Consider the following 19,334-nt stretch of genomic DNA (forward strand, 5'->3'; position numbering starts at 1 on the left):
TTACCTCCTTTTTCTGTTTAGCCAAACAATCCGGAAAGCAGCGGAACCAGTGTGGTTCCGATCAGAGCGACACCGCCGCCCGCCATTAACTGTTTCATCCCCTGAGACTTTGCTCCCGGATTGTCGTTACCATAGCCCTCAAGCAGGTTGACTGCGCCCCAGATGCCAAGACCGGCACCGAGTGCAATGACCAAAGTCTGAAGAACACCAACTGCGGAAGTAAAAAAAGCCATACGTTTTCCTCCTTGTTATCTCGATAATGATTCATCTTTTAATTGTTTATTTTCATTTGATAGCTGCGAAAGGCGGTGGACAATTTTCCGAATATCCGGATTGCGTTCTGCACAAATGGATGTTTTTTCTTCCGGATCGCCAGAAAGAATCGTGTCCATCAGGTATTCTACATAATCCTTTTGATGAATTGCTTCTACATATCTGGGATCAATCTCCTGTTCCGGACTTTCAGGCGAATACATTTCCAACCACTCTTGCAGCTGACGGTGATAGCGAACCAGCACACCAAAAGTATACCGCTCCCGCTGCTTTTGAATTTGAGCAGCTGTGGCTGTTCGTTTTGGCAGAACATACGGAACATGATTGTCATACTGAAGTCCGAAATCTGCGGCAATCTTTTCAGCTGCATCCTTATTGCTGAGTTGAAACAATCGGGCAACAAAGTCAATCACATCACCTGTTGCACCGCATCCAAAGCAGTAATAATACTCGTTGTTCAGCTTCAAACTGGGGGATTGGTCGGAGTGGAATGGGCATTTTGCCATCCCACTCCGATTTACCTCAATCCCATAATGTTCTGCGGCAGCTATTGTGGTAACAGATTGCTTTACCACTTCAAATAAAGACTGTGCCATTGACCACCCCCTCCTAACTTGTGAACGTTCTGTCTCTTAACCGAACAGACCGGAAAGCAGCGGAACCAGTGTAGTTCCGATCAGAGCGACACCACCGCCTGCCATGAGCTGCTTCATGCCCTGGGACTTTGCTCCCGGATTGTCGTTGCCGTAGCCCTCAAGCAGGTTGACTGCGCCCCAGATGCCAAGACCAGCACCAAGTGCGACTACCAGAGTCTGAAGAACGGTTACTGCGCTGTTGAAGAATGCCATACGTTTTCCTCCTTGTGATAAAAATAGGTTGATGAAATTCCCAGCCCTTCGCCATGTGCACCTGCCGAAAGTCTGAGGATATGAAAATAGCCAGGTAACCGAATAACAGTCACCTGGCTATGTAAGGGCGGCAAATGCCGCCTTCTGAAATTGATTATGTGTTTTGATCAAGAATTGCATCGGCAATGGATTCCAGAGCCTCCGGTACAGAACTGAAAATACCTTCCTTTACTGCACGCCCTACATTGTCCAGCAAAAACTCCGGTGCATCATTGATCGCTTCCGCAATCAATGTCAGTGCCTTGATTTTCTCCAGTTCCAGCAGTTCAGGAACTCCAAACTCCATTCCCAACTCCTTCTGGTAGCACATGAGCGTATATGCCAGTTCATCGGGAACAAGTTCCTTTTCAAACCTATCTTTTCTGTCACTTCCGTAAAGACGCCATTCAGCCATTTTCAAATTCCTCCATATTGATAGATTCATATAGTCACCTATATGTAAACAGGCGGCTTTCGCCACCTGTCGGATTTTCTCCGATAATTAAGAAAACAGGTTCGCAAGCAGCGGAACCAGTGTAGTTCCGATCAGAGCAACACCGCCGCCTGCCATCAACTGTTTCATACCTTGGGATTTTGCTCCCGGATTGTCATTGCCGTAACCCTCAAGCAGGTTAATTGCACCCCAGATACCCAGACCAGCACCAAGAGCGATGACCAGCACCTTCAAAACGTCAACTGCGGAACCGAAAAATGCCATATACTTATCCTCCTAAATCTTGAATTATGAATTTTGAGTACAAAAAACCCCTCCGTAGACCGCTGTTGCGGTTGGAGGGATAAGATTACAGATGTTACACCATGCATTTTTACACAGTCATATATATCACCACCACCTTCCAATTTTCTTTGTGCAGATATTACACCTCACTCTTGGCAAACTCCCGATACACTTTTTCGTTCCTTGCTCGAAAAGCTCCTACAGCACCAGTCGCAGCTAAATCAGGATAAGTCGCCTGTACTTTTTGCCTGCTACGCCTAACCGTTTCAAATGCCGGAAAACCTTTCTGTTCCAGTTTCATCAGGAAATCAGGCACCGAGAGGCGATACAGATCAATCCCTTTTTCTGCGGAATAGTATCGAAGAATTTCCAAATAGAGCACATTATCGCTGTTCCTGGCACCAACATCATCTTCAAGAATCTGTTTAACCAGTGCAGACACAGTTTTCAAATCATTCATCCGCTCAGCTCCTTTCTGCTTATGGTCAATCCGCATCCACTACGACAAATTTATCATCTGCTTTTAGGCGTAAGCGATGGCTGAGAAATTCTTCGATCTTGAATTCATTTCTTTTGTCGTAGTCTGCGGTTAATTTGAAGTTCGGATGTTGCGTGAGATCATATTTGTCCGACAAAAATGGTCGCACACCACGCAACTGCAAGATGCACTTGCTGCCATCGAGTACCGCAAGCTCATCCACGGAAGCAAGGTCTTTACCGAGTTTTTGATAATTCATTCCGTAAGACGGACTGTTACCTCTGGTGTTTGATGTGTTAAACGTATCAATGGTTTCTTTCCCAAGCGCCTGATTCAGCTCTTTCAGAGTAGTAGGTTCAGAGCCGCCAAGAAAGATACGGGAATCCATGTTGCCAATGATGGTATCCGCATTGTCCTTATAGATTGCTTTCAGCTGAGATTGTGCCTGTAATACCAGACAAGCGGAAATTTCACGACTTCGGATTGTGGCAACCAGTTTTTCCAGATTGGGAATCTGCCCGATATTGGCAGCTTCATCAATCAGACAACGCACATGAACAGGAAGGCGACCGCCGTACACGTCATCTGCTTTCTCACACAACAGGTTAAAAAGTTGGGTGTAAATCATGGAGATCAGGAAATTAAAGGTACTGTCCGTATCTGACATGATGAGAAATAGGGCAGTCTTTTTATCACCCAAAGTGTCCAGCTGCAACTCATCATAGGCAGTTACATCCCGGACTTCCTGAATATCAAAAGGAGCCAGACGAGCGCCACAGGAAATCAAAATACTTTTTGCTGTTTTGCCCGCAGCCAATTTATATTTTTTATACTGGCGGACGGCAAAATGGTCAGGCTTTTTCTTTTCCAATGCTTCAAACATCATATCCACAGGATTTTGAAACTCCTCATCGTCCTCACGCACCTCCATTGCGTTCAAGAACTCAATCAAAGTAGAGAAGTTCTGCTCCTCCACAGGTGCTTCATAGTGGATATATCCGATCAACGCACAGTAGAGCAGGGTTTCTGCCTTTGTCCAAAACTCATCCCCGGCTTTTCCATCTCCTTTTGTATTGGCGATCAGTGTAGTCACCAATTTCAAAATATCTTTTTCCGAGTGGATATACGCCATCGGGTTATAGTGCATCGACTTTTTGAAGTTGATAGTATTGAAAATCTTGATGTTGTAGTTGTTCTTCAAAAGGGCATTGCCACATTCGATGACGATACTGCCTTTGGGGTCTGTAACTACATACGAACTGTGCATCTGAAGCAGGTTCGGTTTGAGCCAAAATCTTGTCTTACCTGAACCGGAACCGCCAACAATCAAAACATTTTTATTTCTGGCATTGGCAGGATTTTTCGGACGGTTACTCATCATCAATCGTTCTGTTTTTGTGAGAATCACATTGTCCTCAAACTTTGGAGCCATAAAAGGTTCAATATCTTTGGCGGTTCCCCAACGTGCAGAACCATACTCAACATTGTGGCGGTACTTTTTTGCATTTTTTCCTCGCAGATATACTGCAAGCCGTAAACTGGCACCGCAGACAATACCAATGAGCAAATCAAGTGCGTAAAAGCTCGGCAGAGGATTCCCGAATGCAACAGAGAGCGTAGAAAAAAGGCTGAGGAGTTTTGCAGAACTGTCTGCACCCTCAGCCATACGCCATGCTTCTCCGATATTTGTTGCAATCAATCCCACAATGATATATGGGATATTCAGAATCAGGAGCTTTTTGATTTTTCTTGTATCTATCATAAATCACGCTCCTGTTTCTTTTCACGAATCTTCTTGGGCAGCGACGCCACCAGATTCTTAAATTTACTGAGTTGTGCCAGCACACTCGGCTTTTTATCCTTGGTCATTGTCCTTGCCTGATGCTCTTTGCAGATTGCATCCAAAGCATCCGAATCCTTTGCACGAACAAACACAAAATAGCGGGGAGGATCAACTGTTTTATCCTTTCTTACAGCAAAATCCACGCCGTATTTTTTGGCAAGACGTTCAAAGTCTTTGATGCCTTCTTTTTCAATTTCTGCATTGGCAGCCCCCTGGTTCTGTCCTAACAGCTTTTTGACCGACTGTTTGCCGTGAACAGCTGGATCTCTACCTTTTCGGGCTTTCACCTTTTCACGGTGCTGCAAATATTTGCGGATACCCGCAATAATCGTCCGCACTGTCAACCGAGAAGTGCTGATTGCCAAATTGACTGTTCTATTTTCTACTTCTTCCTGCAATTCTTATCACCTCCTCATAATGAGAATTCTAGCATCAACGAACCTGTTCCTTATGCTCATAATGCAAATTGCCATTTCTGACATTGGCATGACTGATAATTTTAATCTGACCTTTTTGCTGACTCTCCAAAGCCTTCTCATAACCGGTCTGGGAAAGATACAGCCTGGTTCGCTCGCCTTTCCAACCCACAGGCGAATCATTCGTGAGAACATCAAAAATAATCATGTGCCTGGTATCATCGGCAAATCTCTGCAAGTCCATATAAGAATGTCCATGATATTCTTTGGCACCTGCCTTTATTCGCATTTCTTCCATTAACTCTCCAACTGTTTTCCCCGGCATCTCATACCTCCTTAAAGAACATCCCTGTCAGGACTGCTTTTTTGAGGAATGGATTCTGATTTCAGAGGGGCATCCGCAGCTTTCACCTTGTCATCCGGCAAGGGAAGTGCCATAATACTACGCCCCATACGGACAAACATTTCCGGCTGATGGAACTCTTTTTCAAATTTCTCCATTAGTTCAGGAGAGAGGGAAGCAAAGTTCTCCTCACCCAAACCGACAACCAGAAAATCACCGGCGACAATGTCATAAATCTGTCCTTCATTATCCCGTAAAGCCCGGTTCAGTTCGCTACCATTCAGCTTTCCTTCGTCATTAACGATCAATGCCACCGGTTCATTGTAGGGATAGACCGCTTCTATATCGCCGCCAACAGCTTTCTGCAAATCTTCCAGCTCGCCGCCTATCTGAACCGCCTGGGGATACATTCCCGGCTTGACGAGCAAAACATCCAGCTGTTCTTTCTGTTCCTGCACAATTTCACGTTCAGCTTCTGCCGAAAAATCCACACCGGTAAAATTTTCGGAATCGAGGATATGTTCGGAATTGTAATATTCCTCCTCAACTTTTGCTTGTGCAGCTTCCATTGATTCTGCTTTTACAGTTACCGTCTTTTCGAGGGTTTCGGTGATTTTGATGTCATATTCTTTCAAATACATCTACCTCCATTTCTTTCGGATATAACAAAAGCGACTATCCACAAGCCTTACAGCTCATAAATAGTCGCTTCGTTTTCCCACTGGGGAATACACATTTCTTCCAGTTCCTCGGTCAGACTTTCCGGTGTAAAGAACAGGTCGTCTCTTTCCTTCAGCAGTTTCACAATCGAGCGATACTCCGTAGCATAGTAGAAGTCACCGGACTTGATGACCATGCTGACGTTGTGTACCAGAGCAAAACTCATATCTTCCAGCAGCCACAGCTCCCGATTATAGGAAGTATCGGTCATGTCGTAAATGCCGATTTCCATATCCGAATAAATCAGACAAGCTCTCTGCATGAACAGTTCCTTGCCACGGTACTCGAATCCACGGTCGATATTGGTTTTTACGACGTACTCATACGGTGTTTCTGCCCTATCTCGCAGAGCCATACAAACTTCCGGCAGACACAAGGCAGCACAGCCGACTTCTTCTTCATCGTACGCTTCATAGTCCTCCAGCTGAAACAGATCAAATAGCCATTTCAAAGCATCGCTCATTTCTTTTTCTGTAAACATTTATGCGTCCTCCTTATCTCTCCATAGATTTCTCACGTTTTCGCTGCCATTGTTCGAGCAGTTTTATAATGGTGTCCTCCATTTGCTTTGGGGTATAAGATTTGGGGAAATACTTACGAAGTACATCATGTTTAATTGTTACCCTATCCAATTCACCCTTTTTTTCCTCAGACATGATTGCACACATGGCATCCAAACTGCATTTTCCTTCCTGGCTAAATTTTTTCAGACGTTGCGCCTGGGACAGAGAAGGGGTGGATTGTGCATAGTCCATTGCTTCCAGAAAGTCTTGCTGTTCCTCTGGTTTCAGATAAGAAATTTCGACCGCAGGGTTAAAGGCGATCTTCTTTTCATCTACCATATCCAACAGCTCAGGAATGAGATTTGTGAGTCGAATATAGCGTTTTACATTGTCACTACTCATTCCGCTTTCTTCACCTATGATGGCGGTCGTTAACTTCGGTGCAACTTGCACCGAAGTTAAATCAGTGCGCATACCCTGGCGCTTCATTGCATCCAATTTCATTTTGAAAGCAAAAGCTCTCTCACTGGGGAGGAGTGTTTCCCTTTGCAGATTGGAATCTACCATCAAAATTGTAGCTGCATCATCATCCATATCCCGTACAATCACCGGCATGGTGTCTTTGCCAGCAAGCTCAGAAGCATGGTGGCGGCGATGTCCAGCGATTATCTCATATCCACCTTCCGGACGGGGACGGGCGATTGCAGGAGTCATAACACCAAACTGTGCGATACTTTCGACGGTTTTCTGCATGGCTTCATCATCCAGCACTTTGAAGGGGTGTCCCTTAAAAGGGTGGAGTTCAGAAAGTGGAATTTCCTGCACTCGTTCCTGTTGAGCTTCCTCTCGTGACTGGTCGGTCTGGAAAATATCATCGTAGCTGCTCAAGCTGATGTTTCCGCCTTTTTTCGGCATTGCTCAACACCTCCTTCGTCAATACTCGATAGGCATCGGCTACTTTGCCTTTCGGATCATGCTTGAAAATACTGGTTCCTTCTGCACTGATTTCTTCAGCACGAACCGAACGGGGAATATCTGTCTTATAAACTTTGAGTTTGCCACCATAATTTTCCCGAATCAGATTACTGATGTCTTTGGAATAATTCGTGCGACTATCTACCATTGTCAGCAAAATGCCCTCAATTCGCAGCTTCGGATTAATTTGGCGGCGCACCTTATTGACAGTCTGTAAAAGCTGCTCCAAGCCTTTCGCAGGGAGATATGCCGCCTGAACTGGAATCAGTACATTGTCTGCCGCAGCCAGTGCATTAACTGTAAGCATCCCCAAAGAGGGCATACAGTCCAGAAGAATGAAATCATAGTTCTGTTTTACGGTATCCAGGTATTGCTTGAGAATAGTTTCTCGACTCATAGCATTAACCAACGATACCTCCAAACCGGATAACTCAATGTTGGCAGGCATCAAGTCAACACCTTCCGGATGATGCAGAATGCCTTCGCCAGGAGCAATAGGCTGCTCTGAAAGGATTTTTCCCATCATATCCGATAATGTTGGAGAAAGCTGATCCGGAACAGGATGACCGAGGCAAATAGTGAGCGATGCTTGTGGATCGGTATCTACCAAAAGCACTTTTTTACCTTCCATTGCCAAACCAACTCCCAGATTCTCGCAGGTAGTTGTTTTTCCTGTTCCGCCTTTCTGGTTAACTACTGCCATGACGGTTGCTTTTGCCAAAAATCATCACCTTACCTTTCCTAATTGTTTCTCTCATTTCTATATCACCACCTTTCAAATCAACCCAGAAGCCATATCATGCCGTACATCGGCGTCAATTTTTATGTCTATCGTAACTGGCGCATTATACAAAGCAGCAAGAGCATATTGTTTAGGGTTGCGGATTTTGGTTGTGTTGTCCTTAAAGCAGTCTAGTACATAGCGAATGTGCTCGGAATTTAACTTCATCAAACGACTTCGTACAACCTCAGCTGGCTTATCATCACTGGCTACCCGAATTAACTTTCGTTTGCTACATACGGTTTCAACCAATATTTCCAAAATGCTTTCCAGGACTTCTTTATCATAGGGAAATTCCCTGAAAAGATAGTCCATTTCAAGTTCTTCATAAAAATACTGATAGTAGCTCTGAAATTCCTCATCCTTTTCCACATCCCTTCCAGAAAAATCGGAAGATAGGATAGGATCAGTATCACTATACTCAGTATCTTTAATATCAGTATTATTACCTTGTGATTTTGACAACTCTTGAAGTGTTTTATCGACAGTTCCAGAATTGTCCTTTTGACAATTCAAGAATTGTCTTTCCACAGAGTTATCCACAAAGTTTTTTACATAGATATAATTGGGCTTCCCCAGTCCAATACGTTTGCGTTCGATCAAGCCACATTTATTTTCCAACTCATGCAAGAGCTTTACTGCTTTTTTCTCTGCACATCCAAGTGCGCATTTAATTTCTTCAATCGTGAATATGATATAGACCCGACCAAGTTCATCCACCCATCCGTTTTTTGCCGATAAATTCATACGATCAAGCATAATACCATAGAGCAGTTTTGCATCAGAAGATATATTCGAGAATTTTTCGTCTGTAAACAGAACTTTGGGAACCCGATAGAATGAAAATAGCTCTGCCTGCTGTCCGTAGAAATAATCATACATTGCTCCTCCTCACCGCCTTTTTCCTGAATAATCTTTCTGTGCTCAGAGGAGCCATTTTAAGAGTGCCATCCCTGATACGATAAGGACAGCAAACAAGGATCATCGCCAGTAATCGCCACTTCATTTTCCATCACCCCTTTCCGATGACCTCACGCAAGAGCTTTTTCGTACACCACCCAATGCAGGGCTGCGCTCGCCCATAAGGGCATCCATCGCAATCGCTTTTAAGTTTAGGCGGCGATAAAATCCGATAGTAACAGTTTGCTTTGCCCAGACTGCATCCTGTCCTTTTGTTTTTCCAGTAGTAGCAGTATCGACAGTCGCTTGGTTTATCAGCGGCATATTGCGTTTTCATGATTCAAATACCTCCTTTCCTCCAGTCGCTTCAGAAGCAGTCTGGAAACAAAAAAAGAGTGTCTATTCACTCCCTAATAAGGGAGAAATAAACACTCTATGTAAACGAAAAAATATTAGATTGTATTTGGCATAACGACGTAGAACACGCAACAGCCACCTTTTTAATTAGCAAGGTTTTTTGCACCATTTTGGCTCTGATTAGCAGGAATGCCTTTCTGATTAGCAAAAACAGGCTTTTTCTTGCTAATGATTAGCTGGAAATTTTGTTTTTTCACTAGAGTTCGATGTCTGTTTGTGGTGCTACAAAAATTTTTTTGAGTAATCATAGCTCTAAGATCAGATGCGGTGCTCATCTGCGACTGAAAACAAATAAAGCCGAAAACCCTTGAAAACAAAGGCTTTCGGCGTTATGAGCTGGCGTCCATAAGAGGATTTGAACCTCCGACCCCTCGCTTAGGAGGCGAGTGCTCTATCCAGCTGAGCTATATGGACGTGTCTAATATATGATTATAGCCCGACCAGAGTCGAACTGCAATCCCGTACTGAGTTTTTCTGAGTTGTATGTTGTAACGCCACCTTAGGAGGGGCTTGTTATATCCATTTAACTACGGAGGCATATACAGAAATATTCAATTTTTTACAACTTTTGGCGGGCGATCGTACTACCGCTTAGGAGGCGGTCGCTCTATCCAACTGAGCTACAGAGACCTATAAAAATAAGTTTCGTTACCGCAAGATACAGAGGTTTATAACAGCAACTTTGGATACCGGCGATGTATCCCGCAAAAAAGTGTCGTGTTGCGAAAAATAATCTGTATAGAGCGATTGTACGCAGTCTCATTATCATAGCGCATTTGGGGCAGAAAGTCAACAGAGAAGAGAAAAGTTACAGCGATATCCATAATATAATAGAAAGAAACAATCTTTTTTCTGGCAGAGCTGCATAAAAAGGTTTACTTTGCGCGGGATTGTGCTATGATAAAATTAAGTGAGATTTGCATAGAATCTTGCGGAGAGAACGGCAAAGGATGTGACGATTCACCATGAAAATGAAGATTACAGAGACCGTGCTGCGTGACGCCGAGCAATCGCTGATGGCGACCCGCATGCCGACATCTGACTTTGAGGGTATTTTAGACCGCATGGATCAGGCGGGTTACCATTCCATCGAGTGTTGGGGCGGTGCGACCTTCGATGCCTGCCTGCGTTATCTGCATGAAGACCCGTGGGAGCGCTTGCGGATCATCAAGAAGCACATGAAAAATACCAAGCTGCAAATGCTGCTGCGCGGACAGAACCTGCTGGGATATCGTCACTATTCAGATGATACTGTGCGCCGTTTTGTGCGTGCATCGGTTGAGAACGGCATGGACATCGTGCGTATTTTTGATGCGCTCAACGACCTGCGCAATATTCAGACTGCGGTGGAGGCCTGCCTGGAAGCGGGCGGACACGCGCAGGGCACGATTTGTTACACGATTTCTCCCATCCATAACCTGGAGATGTATGTGGGCTTGGCCAAGGAGATCGAGCGCATGGGCTGTCAGTCACTGTGCGTCAAGGATATGGCCGGCATTATGAGTCCGAAGGAATGCTTCGATCTGGTCACCGCACTCAAGCAGGCGGTGTCGCTGCCCGTTTTCGTACATACCCATGCGACGACCGGCCTTGGACCGATGACTTATCTTAAGGCGGCCGAGGCTGGCGCGGACGGTATCGATACGGCAACGGCTTGCTTCTCGGGCGGTACCAGCCAGCCGACGACCGAGGCGATGGTCTACACGCTGTCCCAGATGGGCTATGACTGCGGTGTAGACAGCAAGATTTTGAAGGAAGTCAATGATTACTTCGAGCCCATTCAGAAAAAGTTCCTGGAAAACGGAACGTTTGACCCCTATGTACTGTCCACCAAGACCGATGCGCTGGTTTATCAGATTCCGGGCGGCATGCTGTCCAATCTGGTGGCGCAGCTCAAGGCGCAGAACGCGATTGATAAGCTGGAAGCTGTGCTGGAGGAGACACCGCGCGTGCGCGCTGATTTGGGTTATCCGCCGCTTGTCACCCCGATGAGCCAGATGGTTGGCGTACAGGCCACTGTGAATGTGCTGCTGGGTGAGCGCTATAAGAATATTGGCAAGGAAATCAAGGCGTATATCCACGGTGAGTATGGCAAGGCGCCGGGTGAGATCAATCCCGAACTGATTCGAAAGGTGCTGGGCGACCAGCCGATGGTGACCGGACGCTATGCCGAGACGCTGGAACCGGAATTCTCGGCAGCCAAGGCAGCGCTGGGAGACCTTGCAGAGAGCGATCTGGATGTACTGTCCTATATTGTATTCCCGCAGCCTGCCGAGCAGTATTTCGAGGAGCGTGAGCGCAGGCGTGCACTGGTGACTTCGTACACCATCGAGGAGGTGCGATAAGCCATGCTGGGAAATCTGACTGGTGAATCCTTCCTGATTGCCATTTCAGGTATTGTCATCGTTTTTATCATGCTGGCGGTGCTGTGTGCGTTTATTCCGCTGATCTCACGCTGTGTGCAGATGGTTGAGAGCCGCGGAAGAAAAGCAGCGTCGGCAAAGCCTGCCGCACCGGCAGCACCCGCGCCGCAAGCCGAACCCGAACCCGCTGGCGGTGCGTATGGCGGCGAGGTCATGCTGATCGATGTGGACGAAAAGACCGCAGCCTGCATTATGGCGATCGTCAGCCATGAGACCGGTATTCCGCTCTCGGAACTGATTTTTAAGAAGATCAAGGCACTTTGACACAGGGGGAAGCGTCACCATGAAATATGTAGTCACCTTAAACGGAAAAAAATATGAAGTAGAAGTAGAACGCGGTCAGGCAACCGCTGTATACGCTGGCGAAGCCGCACCGGTTCAGGCTGCACCCGCACCCAAGGCACCGGCTGTACCTGCCGCCGCTCCGGCAGCTGCTGCACCGGCAGGCAAGGGCGAGGTCGTCGCAGCGCCCATGCCGGGTACCATTCTGGATATCAGATGTCAGGCCGGTCAGGCCGTCAAGGCAGGCGAGATTCTGTTTATTCTGGAAGCGATGAAGATGGAAAACGAGATCTGCGCGCCGCGTGACGGCACGGTTACGGCAGTCTGTGTGTCCAAGGCCAGCCCGGTCGAGACCGGTATGACGCTGTGCACGCTGGCATAAAGGGGGATACATGGTATGGAATTCTCCTTCATTGGAACGCTGCAAAAAATCCTGGTAGAGTCCGGATTTGCAGCCTTTGCGGACGATCCGCGCAGCCTTGTAATGATTTTGATAGCGTGCGTCCTGCTGTATCTGGGTATTGTCAAGAAATTTGAGCCGCTTCTGCTCGTACCGATCGCATTCGGCGTACTGATGGCCAACTTCCCGCTCACCGGACTGCTCAACCCACCCGATGGAAATGGCAACGTTGGCCTGTTTTGGGTGTTCTATCAGGGCGTTCAGTACGCGGTCTATCCGTCTATTATCTTCCTTGGAATCGGCGCAATGACCGACTTTGGCCCGCTGATCGCACGTCCGTCGTCCATGCTGCTCGGCGCTGCCGCACAGTTTGGTATCTTCTCGGCATTCCTGCTCGCGCTGGCACTGGGATTCCCGGATAAGGTTGCAGCAGCCATCGGTGTTATCGGCGGCGCAGACGGCCCGACGGCCATCTTGACCGCGTCCAAGCTGGCACCCGAGTATCTGCCGCCCATCGCCATCGCGGCATATTCGTACATGGCACTCATTCCGCTCATCCAGCCGCCGCTTATGCGCGCACTGACCACGCAAAAAGAGCGTGAAGTCAAGATGGAGCAGCTGCGCCCGGTTTCCAAGACCGAGAAGATTGTATTCCCGATCGTGGTTTCGATCTTTGTCATCCTGCTGCTGCCCGAGACTGCACCGCTCATTGGTATGCTCATGCTGGGCAACCTGTTCCGTGAGTGCGGCGTGACCGATCGCCTGTCGGATACCGCACAGAATGCGATGGTCAATATCGTTACCGTGTTCTTGGGTCTGTCGGTCGGCTGTAAGGCCACTGCCTCCACCTTCCTGACCTGGGATACCATCAAGATCATCATTCTGGGTCTGCTGGCGTTCATGCTGTCGACTGTTGGCGGTCTGCTGTTCGGTAAGGTCATGTGTAAGCTGTCCGGCGGTAAGATCAACCCGCTGATCGGCTCGGCAGGCGTGTCGGCTGTCCCGATGGCAGCGCGTGTGTCGCAGGTCGAAGGCCAGAAGGCAAACCCGGCAAACTTCCTGCTCATGCATGCAATGGGTCCGAATGTCGCAGGCGTTATTGGCTCGGCTATCGCTGCTGGCTTTATGATTAAGGTGTTCGGCGGCTAATCTTAGCACCGCACCAATCATTGAAAGTTTCGCCAGCCTTTTCAAAGGCTGCGGGTTCTCAGGGCAGAGCCCTGAGACGCGCTCCGCAGAGCGCGGAATCCCCTTTTGAAACCCGGTGTCCGTCCCGGGTTTCAATCAAAACAAACAAAAAGGAAAGACCAACCATTCGGTTGGTCTTTCCAGAGTATTGCGCGACCTGCGGGTCGCGCTTTTTTTGTTCTTTTTAGTTGATTCCGGTCTGTGACCGGAATCAAAGGGGGAGTTTCGCCCGTTGCGACGGGCGACTTGAGGCTCTGCCTCAAGACTCCGCAAGCCTTTCGAGAAAGGCTTGAGCGAAAGCTTCATTATGGGTGCGGTGGTTAATCGAACAGCTTTCGGATCTCATCCATTCGTTCTTCCGCCAGTCGATATCCTTCGTCATACGCCGCGACTAGTTTATCCACATCGGATTCAAACGAATTGATCGGGGTTTCCGGCTGCAGCAACACCGTATTCTGCGGCTGATACTGCACAAGATGCTCACAAAAGCACACGGTATCGTTATACATCTTGGGTCGATTCAAAATCGCTTCAGCCATTGCCGGGAATTTACGGTGCAATGCCGCCGCGGCAGCGTGGTCACGCCGTTTGATCTTCTTCCGATAGCCCTTGGGCTGGGTCAGGACGATCAGGTTTTTCCGGCTTCCGTCGGCAATCGCCTTGCGGATGGGGATAGAATCCGAGATACCGCCATCGTAGTAGATTTTGTCACCAATGCGAGCGGGTGGGAAGTAGACCGGCAGCGAGCAGGTGGCGCGCAGCATGGTGCACTTTTCATCCAAATCCTTGCCGTCCAGGTATTCACACTGACCGGTCTCGGCGTTGGTCACACCGACCAAAATCTTGCCCTGATAGGCGCGGAAGGTATCCCAGTCGAAGGGGAGGAGCTCGTTTGGGATGGTGTCAAAGACGAAATCCAAACCAAAAATTGAGCGGCATTTGAGCAGATTTGCGGGAGACAGATAGCGCTTGTCGTTGCGGAAGCGGCGGGCGACCTCCAGATTGCGCCCGCGCTGGCGGGAGACATAAGAGAAGCCGTCGGTGATACCGGCAGAGACGCCGATCACGTAGTCAAACATAAGGTCGTGATCGAGCAGCGCATCCATGACGCCGCTGGAGAAAATCGGGCGGAAGGTGCCGCCCTCCAAGATGAGTCCGGGCATTTGGGGTCAGTTCCTTTCTGGGGCAGGGATAAAATCGATCAGACCGGTGACGCGGGATGCGGCGGTCAGACGGACACGCATGGGTGTGCCCATCGTATAGCGTACCCGCGAGCGGCGGCCGATGAGCATCATTTTCTGGTCGTCGAATTCGTAGTCGTCACCCGGCAGATCTTCCACGCGGATGAGGCCTTCGACTGCGTTTTTGAGCGAGACGAACAGGCCGAAGGAGGTCACGCCGGAGACTTCGCCGTCGAAGTCCTGACCGATGAACTGTTCCATATAGGCGGCCAGATACAGCTTGTCGATGTCGCGCTCGGCGGTGTCGGCTGCAAATTCGCGGGTTGTGGACTGGGAAGCCGCCTCTTCGCAGAATACCCAGTCGAATTTGGTGTACTGTTGGCCGGAGATAGCCTTAAACAGCATACGATGTGCAACCAAATCGGGATAGCGGCGGATGGGCGAGGTAAAATGCAGGTATTCCTTGGCCTGCAAGCCGTAATGTCCCAGACATTCGGCATCATACCGTGCGCGTGCGAGCGAGCGCAGCAGCAGGGTAGGCAGGGCACGCTGACGGGGATCGTCCTTAGCGCCGTCCAGCACGGCTTGCAGCTGTGCGGTGTCGTTCGGCTTGGAGGCATCCACACGATAGCCGAACGGACGGGCAAACTGGGCGAAGACACGCAGTTTTTCCGGGTCAGGGCTCTCGTGGACGCGGTAGACGGTCGGATTGTTCCGATGGGTCATATAGCCGGCAACCGCCTCATTGGCCGCGAGCATGAATTCCTCGATCATTTTCTCGGCATCGCCGCGTGCCCGGAAGGATACCTCAACCGGTTCGCCGCTCTCGTCGGTCAAAATCTCGGCTTCGGGCAGATCGAGGTCGAGTGCACCGCGTTCCATGCGTCTGCGGCGCATAGCCTGCGACAGCGCGTGCATGCGGTCGGCAGTCTCGGTCAAAAAGGCGTATTCGGCACGGCGCTCCTCGTTTCCGTCAAAGATTTCGTTCATCTTGCGGTAGGTCATGCGTGCCTTGGAGCGAATGACCGTCTTGGCAAACTGGGACTTATGACATCTGCCGTCCTTGTCGACCTCGAGGAAGGCCGAGAACGCCAGACGGTCGACATCGGGATTCAAAGAACAGATGCCGTTCGACAGGGCAACGGGCAGCATGGGCACGACGTGGCCGGGATAGTAGACCGACGTACCGCGTCGGTAGGCCTCATCGTCGAGCGGGGAACCCGGGGTGACGTAGTGGGACACATCAGCGATGTGCACGCCGAGCAGCATGTGACCGTTTTCCATCGGCTCTAACGATACGGCATCGTCAAAGTCGCGGGCATCGTCGCCATCGATGGTGAAAATGAGTTTTTCACGCAAATCCATGCGGCGTGCCGCTTCTGCCGGGTCTACGGTATCGCCGCAAGCATCGGCCTGACGCAGTACCTCGTCCGGGAAGGGAACGGTGATGCCGTTTTCGTGCAGAATGGCGGCAATGGATGCCTCCATGGTGCCGTTCCGGCCGAAAATCTGGGTGATTGCACCCTGTGCGGAAAGCCGTCCGTCACCGCGGAACATGACCTTGACGGCCACACGGTCGCCCGAGCGAGCGTCAAGGGTACGGTTCTTGGGGATGATGAGGTCGGGATATTTTTTGGAGGCCGGACGGACAAAGACCGTCTTGCCGCGCTGCATGACCGTACCCGTGATCTCGTCGGTGCACAGGGACAGGATGCGCATAACTTCGCCCTCACGCTTATGGCCGCGGGGCGAGTCGGTCAGGTGGACGAGTACCCGGTCGCCCTGCCATGCCTTGCCGGTGGCATAGGGCGGAATAAAGACATCCCCGTTTTCGTCGGGTGTTTCGGGTGTCACAAAGCCGTATCCGCGCTCGGTGGCCTGGAACACGCCGGTCAGACAGCCGTAATGCTCGGCATGGGCATAGCGATTCTTCTTGTTTTTGAGGATCTTACCTTCGTTTGTCAGCTGGTCGAGTGCCTGTCGGATCTGCTGCTTGGAATAGGCGGGCAAATATTTTTTGAGTTCTTCCGCCCGCATGGGACGAGCGAGCAGGGCGTAGAGCCTGGTCTCGAGTTCGTTCATAACGCGCCCCTCCTTTGTCTATGTTTATTACTATTATAACACCGACCGGGTAAAATAAAAGAATAATTGGACAGAAAGACGAATTGACCATTGGCGCAAAATGCGCTATGATGAAAGCAATCTGAAAGAAACGAGGGCATAAGCCATGATAGATTATATGGTGCTGGGTGTGATCGCGGCGCTTGCGCTGCTGGCCTGGCAGATTATCCGCGCCCAGAGAAAGCAGGGCGGCGGTTGTGGCGGCTGCGGTGGATGCAGCGGGTGCAGCAGCGCCTGCCCGTCCCGTGATCGGAAGGAGGAAGACAAGTGAAAGCACTGATTACAGGTGCCTCGTCGGGCATCGGGCAGGAGATCGCCCGAGAGCTGGCCGCACGGGGCTACGAACTGATATTGGTCGCACGTCGCAGAGACCGTCTGGAGGCGCTCTCGCGCGAGCTGACCGTAAAATGCCGCATTATTGAAGCCGACCTGTCGGACGCAGAGCAGTGCAAGATGCTTTACTGCCGCGCACGCAGCGAGGACTTGGAGATCGTGGTCAACAACGCAGGCTTTGGCATGTGCGGCTCTTTTGCCGCGACTTCGCTCGACCGGGATCTGGAGATGATCCGCACCAACATCGTTGCGGTGCACATCCTGACTAAGCTGTTCCTGCACGATTTCCGACTTAAAAATCGTGGCTATATCTTGAACGTCGCATCGTCTGCCGGATTTATGGCCGGACCGCTCATGGCGACCTACTACGCGACCAAGAGCTATGTTCTGCGCCTGACCGAGGCCATCCGCGAGGAACTGCGGCGGGAGGGCAGCGCCGTGCAGATTTCGGCGCTCTGTCCGGGACCGGTCAAGACCGAGTTCAACGACGTGGCCGAAGTCAAGTTCGCGCTGCCGGGCATGGATGCCAAGACATGCGCCAAGATCGCAGTGCGCGACATGCTGCGCGGTCATGCGGTCATCATTCCCGGCTTGGGCATGAAAGCCACCTTGGCAGCCCACCGTCTGGCACCCGACTGGCTGATGCCGCGCATTACATACCACATTCAGCACAACAAGATCAGCCGCAAGCGCAAAAAGTAAATGCAAAAGAACCGGACTTGTCCGGTTCTTTTTGTGCAAAAAAAAATTGCCTGCGCCTGTGGCGCGTATAAAATCTGGTAAAAAGTCGCGACATGCGCGTGACTTTTTACACAGCAAAATGCCCGGAAACGCTCATTTATGCGCGGTTTCGGGCATTCTTCGTCCAGAGCGCTTTGCGCGGCGGACGTCTGATCGTCGAAAAACCGCAGTTTTGCGACGACTCTAACCGGACTTGTCCGGTTCTTTTTTATGCAAAAAAGGAGACGCCCGTATCAGGACGAGCGCCTCCGTGAGAGGTATTTACTTTGCGGTGGTGAATGCAACAGCGCCGGTTGCGAGCGACAGATCGGCATCTGCCAGATCGGCCAGTGCCTGTGCAGGCATCCAGGTGACACCGTCTTCAATGACGGTTGCTGCACCGTAGCTCAGAACCATATCACCTTCTACCAGGTAGGAATCCGAGCCGATGTCCATGACCATGGTAGTCTTGTCGTTCTTCAGGGTAACCTTCTCGCCCTCAGCGGTCTTCTCGTAGGACGCGGTCAGGCTGAGTGCCTTGCCGGCAGCGCTGGCCGGAACCATCAGCGTACCGTTCTCGATCTTTGCGGTCACTTCAAGTGCGGTGCCGTCGACCGAAATGGTCATGTTTTCCTGTGCCTTTGCCGGTGCAACTGCAACATGGTTGGTGGTTGCCTTTGCAGGGTAGGACTGCTCAACCCCGTTATACCATGCGAAGATGCGGGTGCCGACGCGCAGGTCGTCCGCGCCCATGATCTGACGGCCGTTGAAGTCGCCGTATACGGCATCCTTGGCGATGGTCAGCTGCAGACCGCCGCGGTCGGTGGTGACAGTCACGCTGCCGTCCTCATTCTTCTTGACCGCCTCGACCGTGTGCAGCATTGCGCTACCTGCATCCTGCGGCATATTGGTCACGATGGCCTCGGCAAAGCTCTGAGGCGGAATGCTCATGGTAGCGATGGGGCTGTGGAAGACGTAGATACCGTCACCGACTGCCAGCTTGTCCGCAGTCGTGCGGATGCCTGCACCGCTGTCGAGCAGCAGGGTGCTCTCGTCGAGGTGGAAGACGTACGCGCCGTGGCTCTCGGACTCCATCAGCAGGCTGGTGACTGCGCCGGTCTGCTCGTCGCGGGTGATCTCGGTGATCTTGCCGTAGTACAGGTTGCGCTCAGCCAGAACTGCCGGGGTCTCCTGCGCGGTCACGTCGGTGCTCACAGCGGTATCAGCAACCGGCTGCTCAGCAGAAACGGTGTTTACATTTGCGGCGAATGCAGCGCCCGAGCACAGGATCGCGCCACCCAGAATGGCAGCCGCGGTTCTCTTCAAAAACATCATATTTGGTTCTCCTTTCGTTGCCCGGTGGGGCATCAGGGGGTGAATTTCTTGGTTTCTGATAGATTAGACGGCGTGC

25 protein-coding genes and 1 tRNA gene are annotated in these 19,334 nt (G+C 50.3%); 7 read left to right on the forward strand and 19 right to left on the reverse strand.

Annotation, left to right across the window (positions count from 1 at the left end; all coding sequences use genetic code 11):
• Window positions 1-17: 17 nt before the first annotated feature.
• From B5D52_RS00820 to B5D52_RS00895, 16 genes are all read right to left on the reverse strand, one after another.
• Window positions 18-233 (reverse strand): Maff2 family mobile element protein, encoded by a 216-nt coding sequence (locus tag B5D52_RS00820; RefSeq protein WP_016147847.1) that lies wholly within the window; start codon window positions 231-233, stop codon window positions 18-20.
• Between the two features lie 15 nt (window positions 234-248).
• Window positions 249-869 (reverse strand): CHC2 zinc finger domain-containing protein, encoded by a 621-nt coding sequence (locus B5D52_RS00825; RefSeq protein ID WP_016147846.1) that lies wholly within the window; start codon window positions 867-869, stop codon window positions 249-251.
• A gap of 36 nt (window positions 870-905) precedes the next feature.
• The gene (locus B5D52_RS00830) at window positions 906-1,121 is read right to left on the reverse strand and encodes a Maff2 family mobile element protein (RefSeq protein WP_016147845.1); all 216 of its coding nucleotides are present in this window, start codon (window positions 1,119-1,121) and stop codon (window positions 906-908) included.
• A 154-nt stretch (window positions 1,122-1,275) separates the two neighbouring features.
• Window positions 1,276-1,575 carry a hypothetical protein gene (locus tag B5D52_RS00835; protein ID WP_016147844.1) on the reverse strand — a complete coding sequence of 100 codons (300 nt, stop codon included), beginning with the start codon at window positions 1,573-1,575 and terminating at the stop codon, window positions 1,276-1,278.
• 87 nt (window positions 1,576-1,662) lie between these two features.
• Window positions 1,663-1,878: a Maff2 family mobile element protein gene (locus tag B5D52_RS00840; RefSeq protein WP_016147843.1), complete on the reverse strand. Its 216-nt coding sequence runs from the start codon at window positions 1,876-1,878 to the stop codon at window positions 1,663-1,665.
• Between the two features lie 160 nt (window positions 1,879-2,038).
• Window positions 2,039-2,359, reverse strand: a complete 321-nt coding sequence (locus tag B5D52_RS00845) for a hypothetical protein (protein WP_016147842.1) — start codon at window positions 2,357-2,359, stop codon at window positions 2,039-2,041.
• A gap of 25 nt (window positions 2,360-2,384) precedes the next feature.
• Window positions 2,385-4,139: a VirD4-like conjugal transfer protein, CD1115 family gene (locus B5D52_RS00850; protein ID WP_016147841.1), complete on the reverse strand. Its 1,755-nt coding sequence runs from the start codon at window positions 4,137-4,139 to the stop codon at window positions 2,385-2,387.
• Entirely contained in the window at window positions 4,136-4,618 is a 483-nt protein-coding gene (locus tag B5D52_RS00855; RefSeq protein ID WP_016147840.1) for a PcfB family protein, read from the reverse strand. The genes B5D52_RS00850 and B5D52_RS00855 overlap by 4 nt, the downstream gene beginning before the upstream one ends.
• Before the next feature lie 34 nt (window positions 4,619-4,652).
• On the reverse strand, window positions 4,653-4,961 hold the full coding sequence (locus tag B5D52_RS00860) for a DUF5720 family protein (RefSeq protein ID WP_016147839.1): 309 nt from the start codon (window positions 4,959-4,961) through the stop codon (window positions 4,653-4,655).
• Between the two features lie 11 nt (window positions 4,962-4,972).
• Window positions 4,973-5,614 (reverse strand): DUF3846 domain-containing protein, encoded by a 642-nt coding sequence (locus B5D52_RS00865; protein WP_016147838.1) that lies wholly within the window; start codon window positions 5,612-5,614, stop codon window positions 4,973-4,975.
• A gap of 53 nt (window positions 5,615-5,667) precedes the next feature.
• A complete protein-coding gene (locus B5D52_RS00870; RefSeq protein ID WP_016147837.1) occupies window positions 5,668-6,180 on the reverse strand; it encodes a hypothetical protein in 513 nt (170 codons plus the stop codon).
• 13 nt (window positions 6,181-6,193) lie between these two features.
• Window positions 6,194-7,117: a ParB/RepB/Spo0J family partition protein gene (locus B5D52_RS00875; protein ID WP_016147836.1), complete on the reverse strand. Its 924-nt coding sequence runs from the start codon at window positions 7,115-7,117 to the stop codon at window positions 6,194-6,196.
• A complete protein-coding gene (locus tag B5D52_RS00880) occupies window positions 7,074-7,880 on the reverse strand; it encodes a ParA family protein (protein WP_040332538.1) in 807 nt (268 codons plus the stop codon). The genes B5D52_RS00875 and B5D52_RS00880 overlap by 44 nt, the downstream gene beginning before the upstream one ends.
• A 72-nt stretch (window positions 7,881-7,952) precedes the next feature.
• Window positions 7,953-8,840: a DUF6017 domain-containing protein gene (locus B5D52_RS00885; RefSeq protein ID WP_016147834.1), complete on the reverse strand. Its 888-nt coding sequence runs from the start codon at window positions 8,838-8,840 to the stop codon at window positions 7,953-7,955.
• A gap of 120 nt (window positions 8,841-8,960) precedes the next feature.
• Window positions 8,961-9,182, reverse strand: a complete 222-nt coding sequence (locus B5D52_RS16285; RefSeq protein WP_040332537.1) for a hypothetical protein — start codon at window positions 9,180-9,182, stop codon at window positions 8,961-8,963.
• 430 nt (window positions 9,183-9,612) lie between these two features.
• Window positions 9,613-9,689 (reverse strand) — tRNA-Arg (locus B5D52_RS00895).
• 557 nt (window positions 9,690-10,246) lie between these two features.
• Here B5D52_RS00895 and B5D52_RS00900 point away from each other — a divergent pair.
• The 4 genes from B5D52_RS00900 to B5D52_RS00915 are packed head-to-tail and all read left to right on the forward strand — an operon-like array spanning window position 10,247 to window position 13,529.
• Window positions 10,247-11,620, forward strand: a complete 1,374-nt coding sequence (locus tag B5D52_RS00900) for a pyruvate carboxylase subunit B (protein ID WP_461949953.1) — start codon at window positions 10,247-10,249, stop codon at window positions 11,618-11,620.
• A 3-nt stretch (window positions 11,621-11,623) separates the two neighbouring features.
• Window positions 11,624-11,962 carry an OadG family transporter subunit gene (locus B5D52_RS00905; protein WP_016147831.1) on the forward strand — a complete coding sequence of 113 codons (339 nt, stop codon included), beginning with the start codon at window positions 11,624-11,626 and terminating at the stop codon, window positions 11,960-11,962.
• A gap of 19 nt (window positions 11,963-11,981) precedes the next feature.
• Window positions 11,982-12,362 (forward strand): biotin/lipoyl-containing protein, encoded by a 381-nt coding sequence (locus B5D52_RS00910; protein WP_016147830.1) that lies wholly within the window; start codon window positions 11,982-11,984, stop codon window positions 12,360-12,362.
• Window positions 12,363-12,377: 15 nt separating this feature from the next.
• Window positions 12,378-13,529, forward strand: coding sequence for a sodium ion-translocating decarboxylase subunit beta (locus B5D52_RS00915; protein ID WP_016147829.1), 1,152 nt, complete (start codon window positions 12,378-12,380; stop codon window positions 13,527-13,529).
• Window positions 13,530-13,888: 359 nt separating this feature from the next.
• On the opposite strand, the gene B5D52_RS00920 is transcribed toward B5D52_RS00915, so the two are convergent.
• Window positions 13,889-14,731 carry a patatin-like phospholipase family protein gene (locus B5D52_RS00920; RefSeq protein ID WP_016147828.1) on the reverse strand — a complete coding sequence of 281 codons (843 nt, stop codon included), beginning with the start codon at window positions 14,729-14,731 and terminating at the stop codon, window positions 13,889-13,891.
• A 6-nt stretch (window positions 14,732-14,737) separates the two neighbouring features.
• On the reverse strand, window positions 14,738-16,831 hold the full coding sequence (gene rnr / locus B5D52_RS00925) for a ribonuclease R (RefSeq protein WP_016147827.1): 2,094 nt from the start codon (window positions 16,829-16,831) through the stop codon (window positions 14,738-14,740).
• A 145-nt stretch (window positions 16,832-16,976) separates the two neighbouring features.
• Here rnr and B5D52_RS00930 point away from each other — a divergent pair, with 145 nt between their 5' ends.
• From B5D52_RS00930 to B5D52_RS16290, 3 genes are all read left to right on the forward strand, one after another.
• On the forward strand, window positions 16,977-17,141 hold the full coding sequence (locus tag B5D52_RS00930; protein ID WP_016147826.1) for a FeoB-associated Cys-rich membrane protein: 165 nt from the start codon (window positions 16,977-16,979) through the stop codon (window positions 17,139-17,141).
• A complete protein-coding gene (locus B5D52_RS00935) occupies window positions 17,138-17,905 on the forward strand; it encodes an SDR family NAD(P)-dependent oxidoreductase (protein WP_016147825.1) in 768 nt (255 codons plus the stop codon). Before B5D52_RS00930 ends, B5D52_RS00935 begins: the two co-directional genes overlap by 4 nt.
• Window positions 17,906-17,997: 92 nt before the next feature.
• Window positions 17,998-18,198 (forward strand): hypothetical protein, encoded by a 201-nt coding sequence (locus B5D52_RS16290; protein WP_207651138.1) that lies wholly within the window; start codon window positions 17,998-18,000, stop codon window positions 18,196-18,198.
• A gap of 7 nt (window positions 18,199-18,205) precedes the next feature.
• Here the strand turns inward: B5D52_RS16290 and B5D52_RS00940 are convergent, their stop codons facing one another.
• The gene (locus B5D52_RS00940) at window positions 18,206-19,258 is read right to left on the reverse strand and encodes a stalk domain-containing protein (RefSeq protein WP_016147824.1); all 1,053 of its coding nucleotides are present in this window, start codon (window positions 19,256-19,258) and stop codon (window positions 18,206-18,208) included.
• Window positions 19,259-19,334 lie beyond the last annotated feature (76 nt).

The organism is Butyricicoccus pullicaecorum DSM 23266 (assembly GCF_900167005.1).
Lineage (GTDB): Bacteria > Bacillota > Clostridia > Oscillospirales > Butyricicoccaceae > Butyricicoccus > Butyricicoccus pullicaecorum.

Excerpts from the sequence above, each read along its gene's own strand:
- B5D52_RS00910 (WP_016147830.1), top strand. The coding sequence starts at position 11,982 with ATGAAATATGTAGTCACCTTAAACGGAAAAAAATATGAAGTAGAAGTA.
- B5D52_RS00840 (WP_016147843.1), bottom strand. The coding sequence starts at position 1,878 with ATGGCATTTTTCGGTTCCGCAGTTGACGTTTTGAAGGTGCTGGTCATC.
- B5D52_RS00885 (WP_016147834.1), bottom strand. The coding sequence starts at position 8,840 with ATGTATGATTATTTCTACGGACAGCAGGCAGAGCTATTTTCATTCTAT.
- B5D52_RS00830 (WP_016147845.1), bottom strand. The coding sequence starts at position 1,121 with ATGGCATTCTTCAACAGCGCAGTAACCGTTCTTCAGACTCTGGTAGTC.
- B5D52_RS00820 (WP_016147847.1), bottom strand. The coding sequence starts at position 233 with ATGGCTTTTTTTACTTCCGCAGTTGGTGTTCTTCAGACTTTGGTCATT.
- B5D52_RS00850 (WP_016147841.1), bottom strand. The coding sequence starts at position 4,139 with ATGATAGATACAAGAAAAATCAAAAAGCTCCTGATTCTGAATATCCCA.
- B5D52_RS16290 (WP_207651138.1), top strand. The coding sequence starts at position 17,998 with ATGCGCGTGACTTTTTACACAGCAAAATGCCCGGAAACGCTCATTTAT.
- B5D52_RS00940 (WP_016147824.1), bottom strand. The coding sequence starts at position 19,258 with ATGATGTTTTTGAAGAGAACCGCGGCTGCCATTCTGGGTGGCGCGATC.
- B5D52_RS00880 (WP_040332538.1), bottom strand. The coding sequence starts at position 7,880 with ATGGCAGTAGTTAACCAGAAAGGCGGAACAGGAAAAACAACTACCTGC.
- B5D52_RS00860 (WP_016147839.1), bottom strand. The coding sequence starts at position 4,961 with ATGCCGGGGAAAACAGTTGGAGAGTTAATGGAAGAAATGCGAATAAAG.
- B5D52_RS00845 (WP_016147842.1), bottom strand. The coding sequence starts at position 2,359 with ATGAATGATTTGAAAACTGTGTCTGCACTGGTTAAACAGATTCTTGAA.
- B5D52_RS00905 (WP_016147831.1), top strand. The coding sequence starts at position 11,624 with ATGCTGGGAAATCTGACTGGTGAATCCTTCCTGATTGCCATTTCAGGT.
- B5D52_RS00825 (WP_016147846.1), bottom strand. The coding sequence starts at position 869 with ATGGCACAGTCTTTATTTGAAGTGGTAAAGCAATCTGTTACCACAATA.
- rnr (WP_016147827.1), bottom strand. The coding sequence starts at position 16,831 with ATGAACGAACTCGAGACCAGGCTCTACGCCCTGCTCGCTCGTCCCATG.
- B5D52_RS00915 (WP_016147829.1), top strand. The coding sequence starts at position 12,378 with ATGGAATTCTCCTTCATTGGAACGCTGCAAAAAATCCTGGTAGAGTCC.
- B5D52_RS16285 (WP_040332537.1), bottom strand. The coding sequence starts at position 9,182 with ATGCCGCTGATAAACCAAGCGACTGTCGATACTGCTACTACTGGAAAA.
- B5D52_RS00930 (WP_016147826.1), top strand. The coding sequence starts at position 16,977 with ATGATAGATTATATGGTGCTGGGTGTGATCGCGGCGCTTGCGCTGCTG.
- B5D52_RS00900 (WP_461949953.1), top strand. The coding sequence starts at position 10,247 with ATGAAGATTACAGAGACCGTGCTGCGTGACGCCGAGCAATCGCTGATG.
- B5D52_RS00835 (WP_016147844.1), bottom strand. The coding sequence starts at position 1,575 with ATGGCTGAATGGCGTCTTTACGGAAGTGACAGAAAAGATAGGTTTGAA.
- B5D52_RS00875 (WP_016147836.1), bottom strand. The coding sequence starts at position 7,117 with ATGCCGAAAAAAGGCGGAAACATCAGCTTGAGCAGCTACGATGATATT.
- B5D52_RS00870 (WP_016147837.1), bottom strand. The coding sequence starts at position 6,180 with ATGTTTACAGAAAAAGAAATGAGCGATGCTTTGAAATGGCTATTTGAT.
- B5D52_RS00920 (WP_016147828.1), bottom strand. The coding sequence starts at position 14,731 with ATGCCCGGACTCATCTTGGAGGGCGGCACCTTCCGCCCGATTTTCTCC.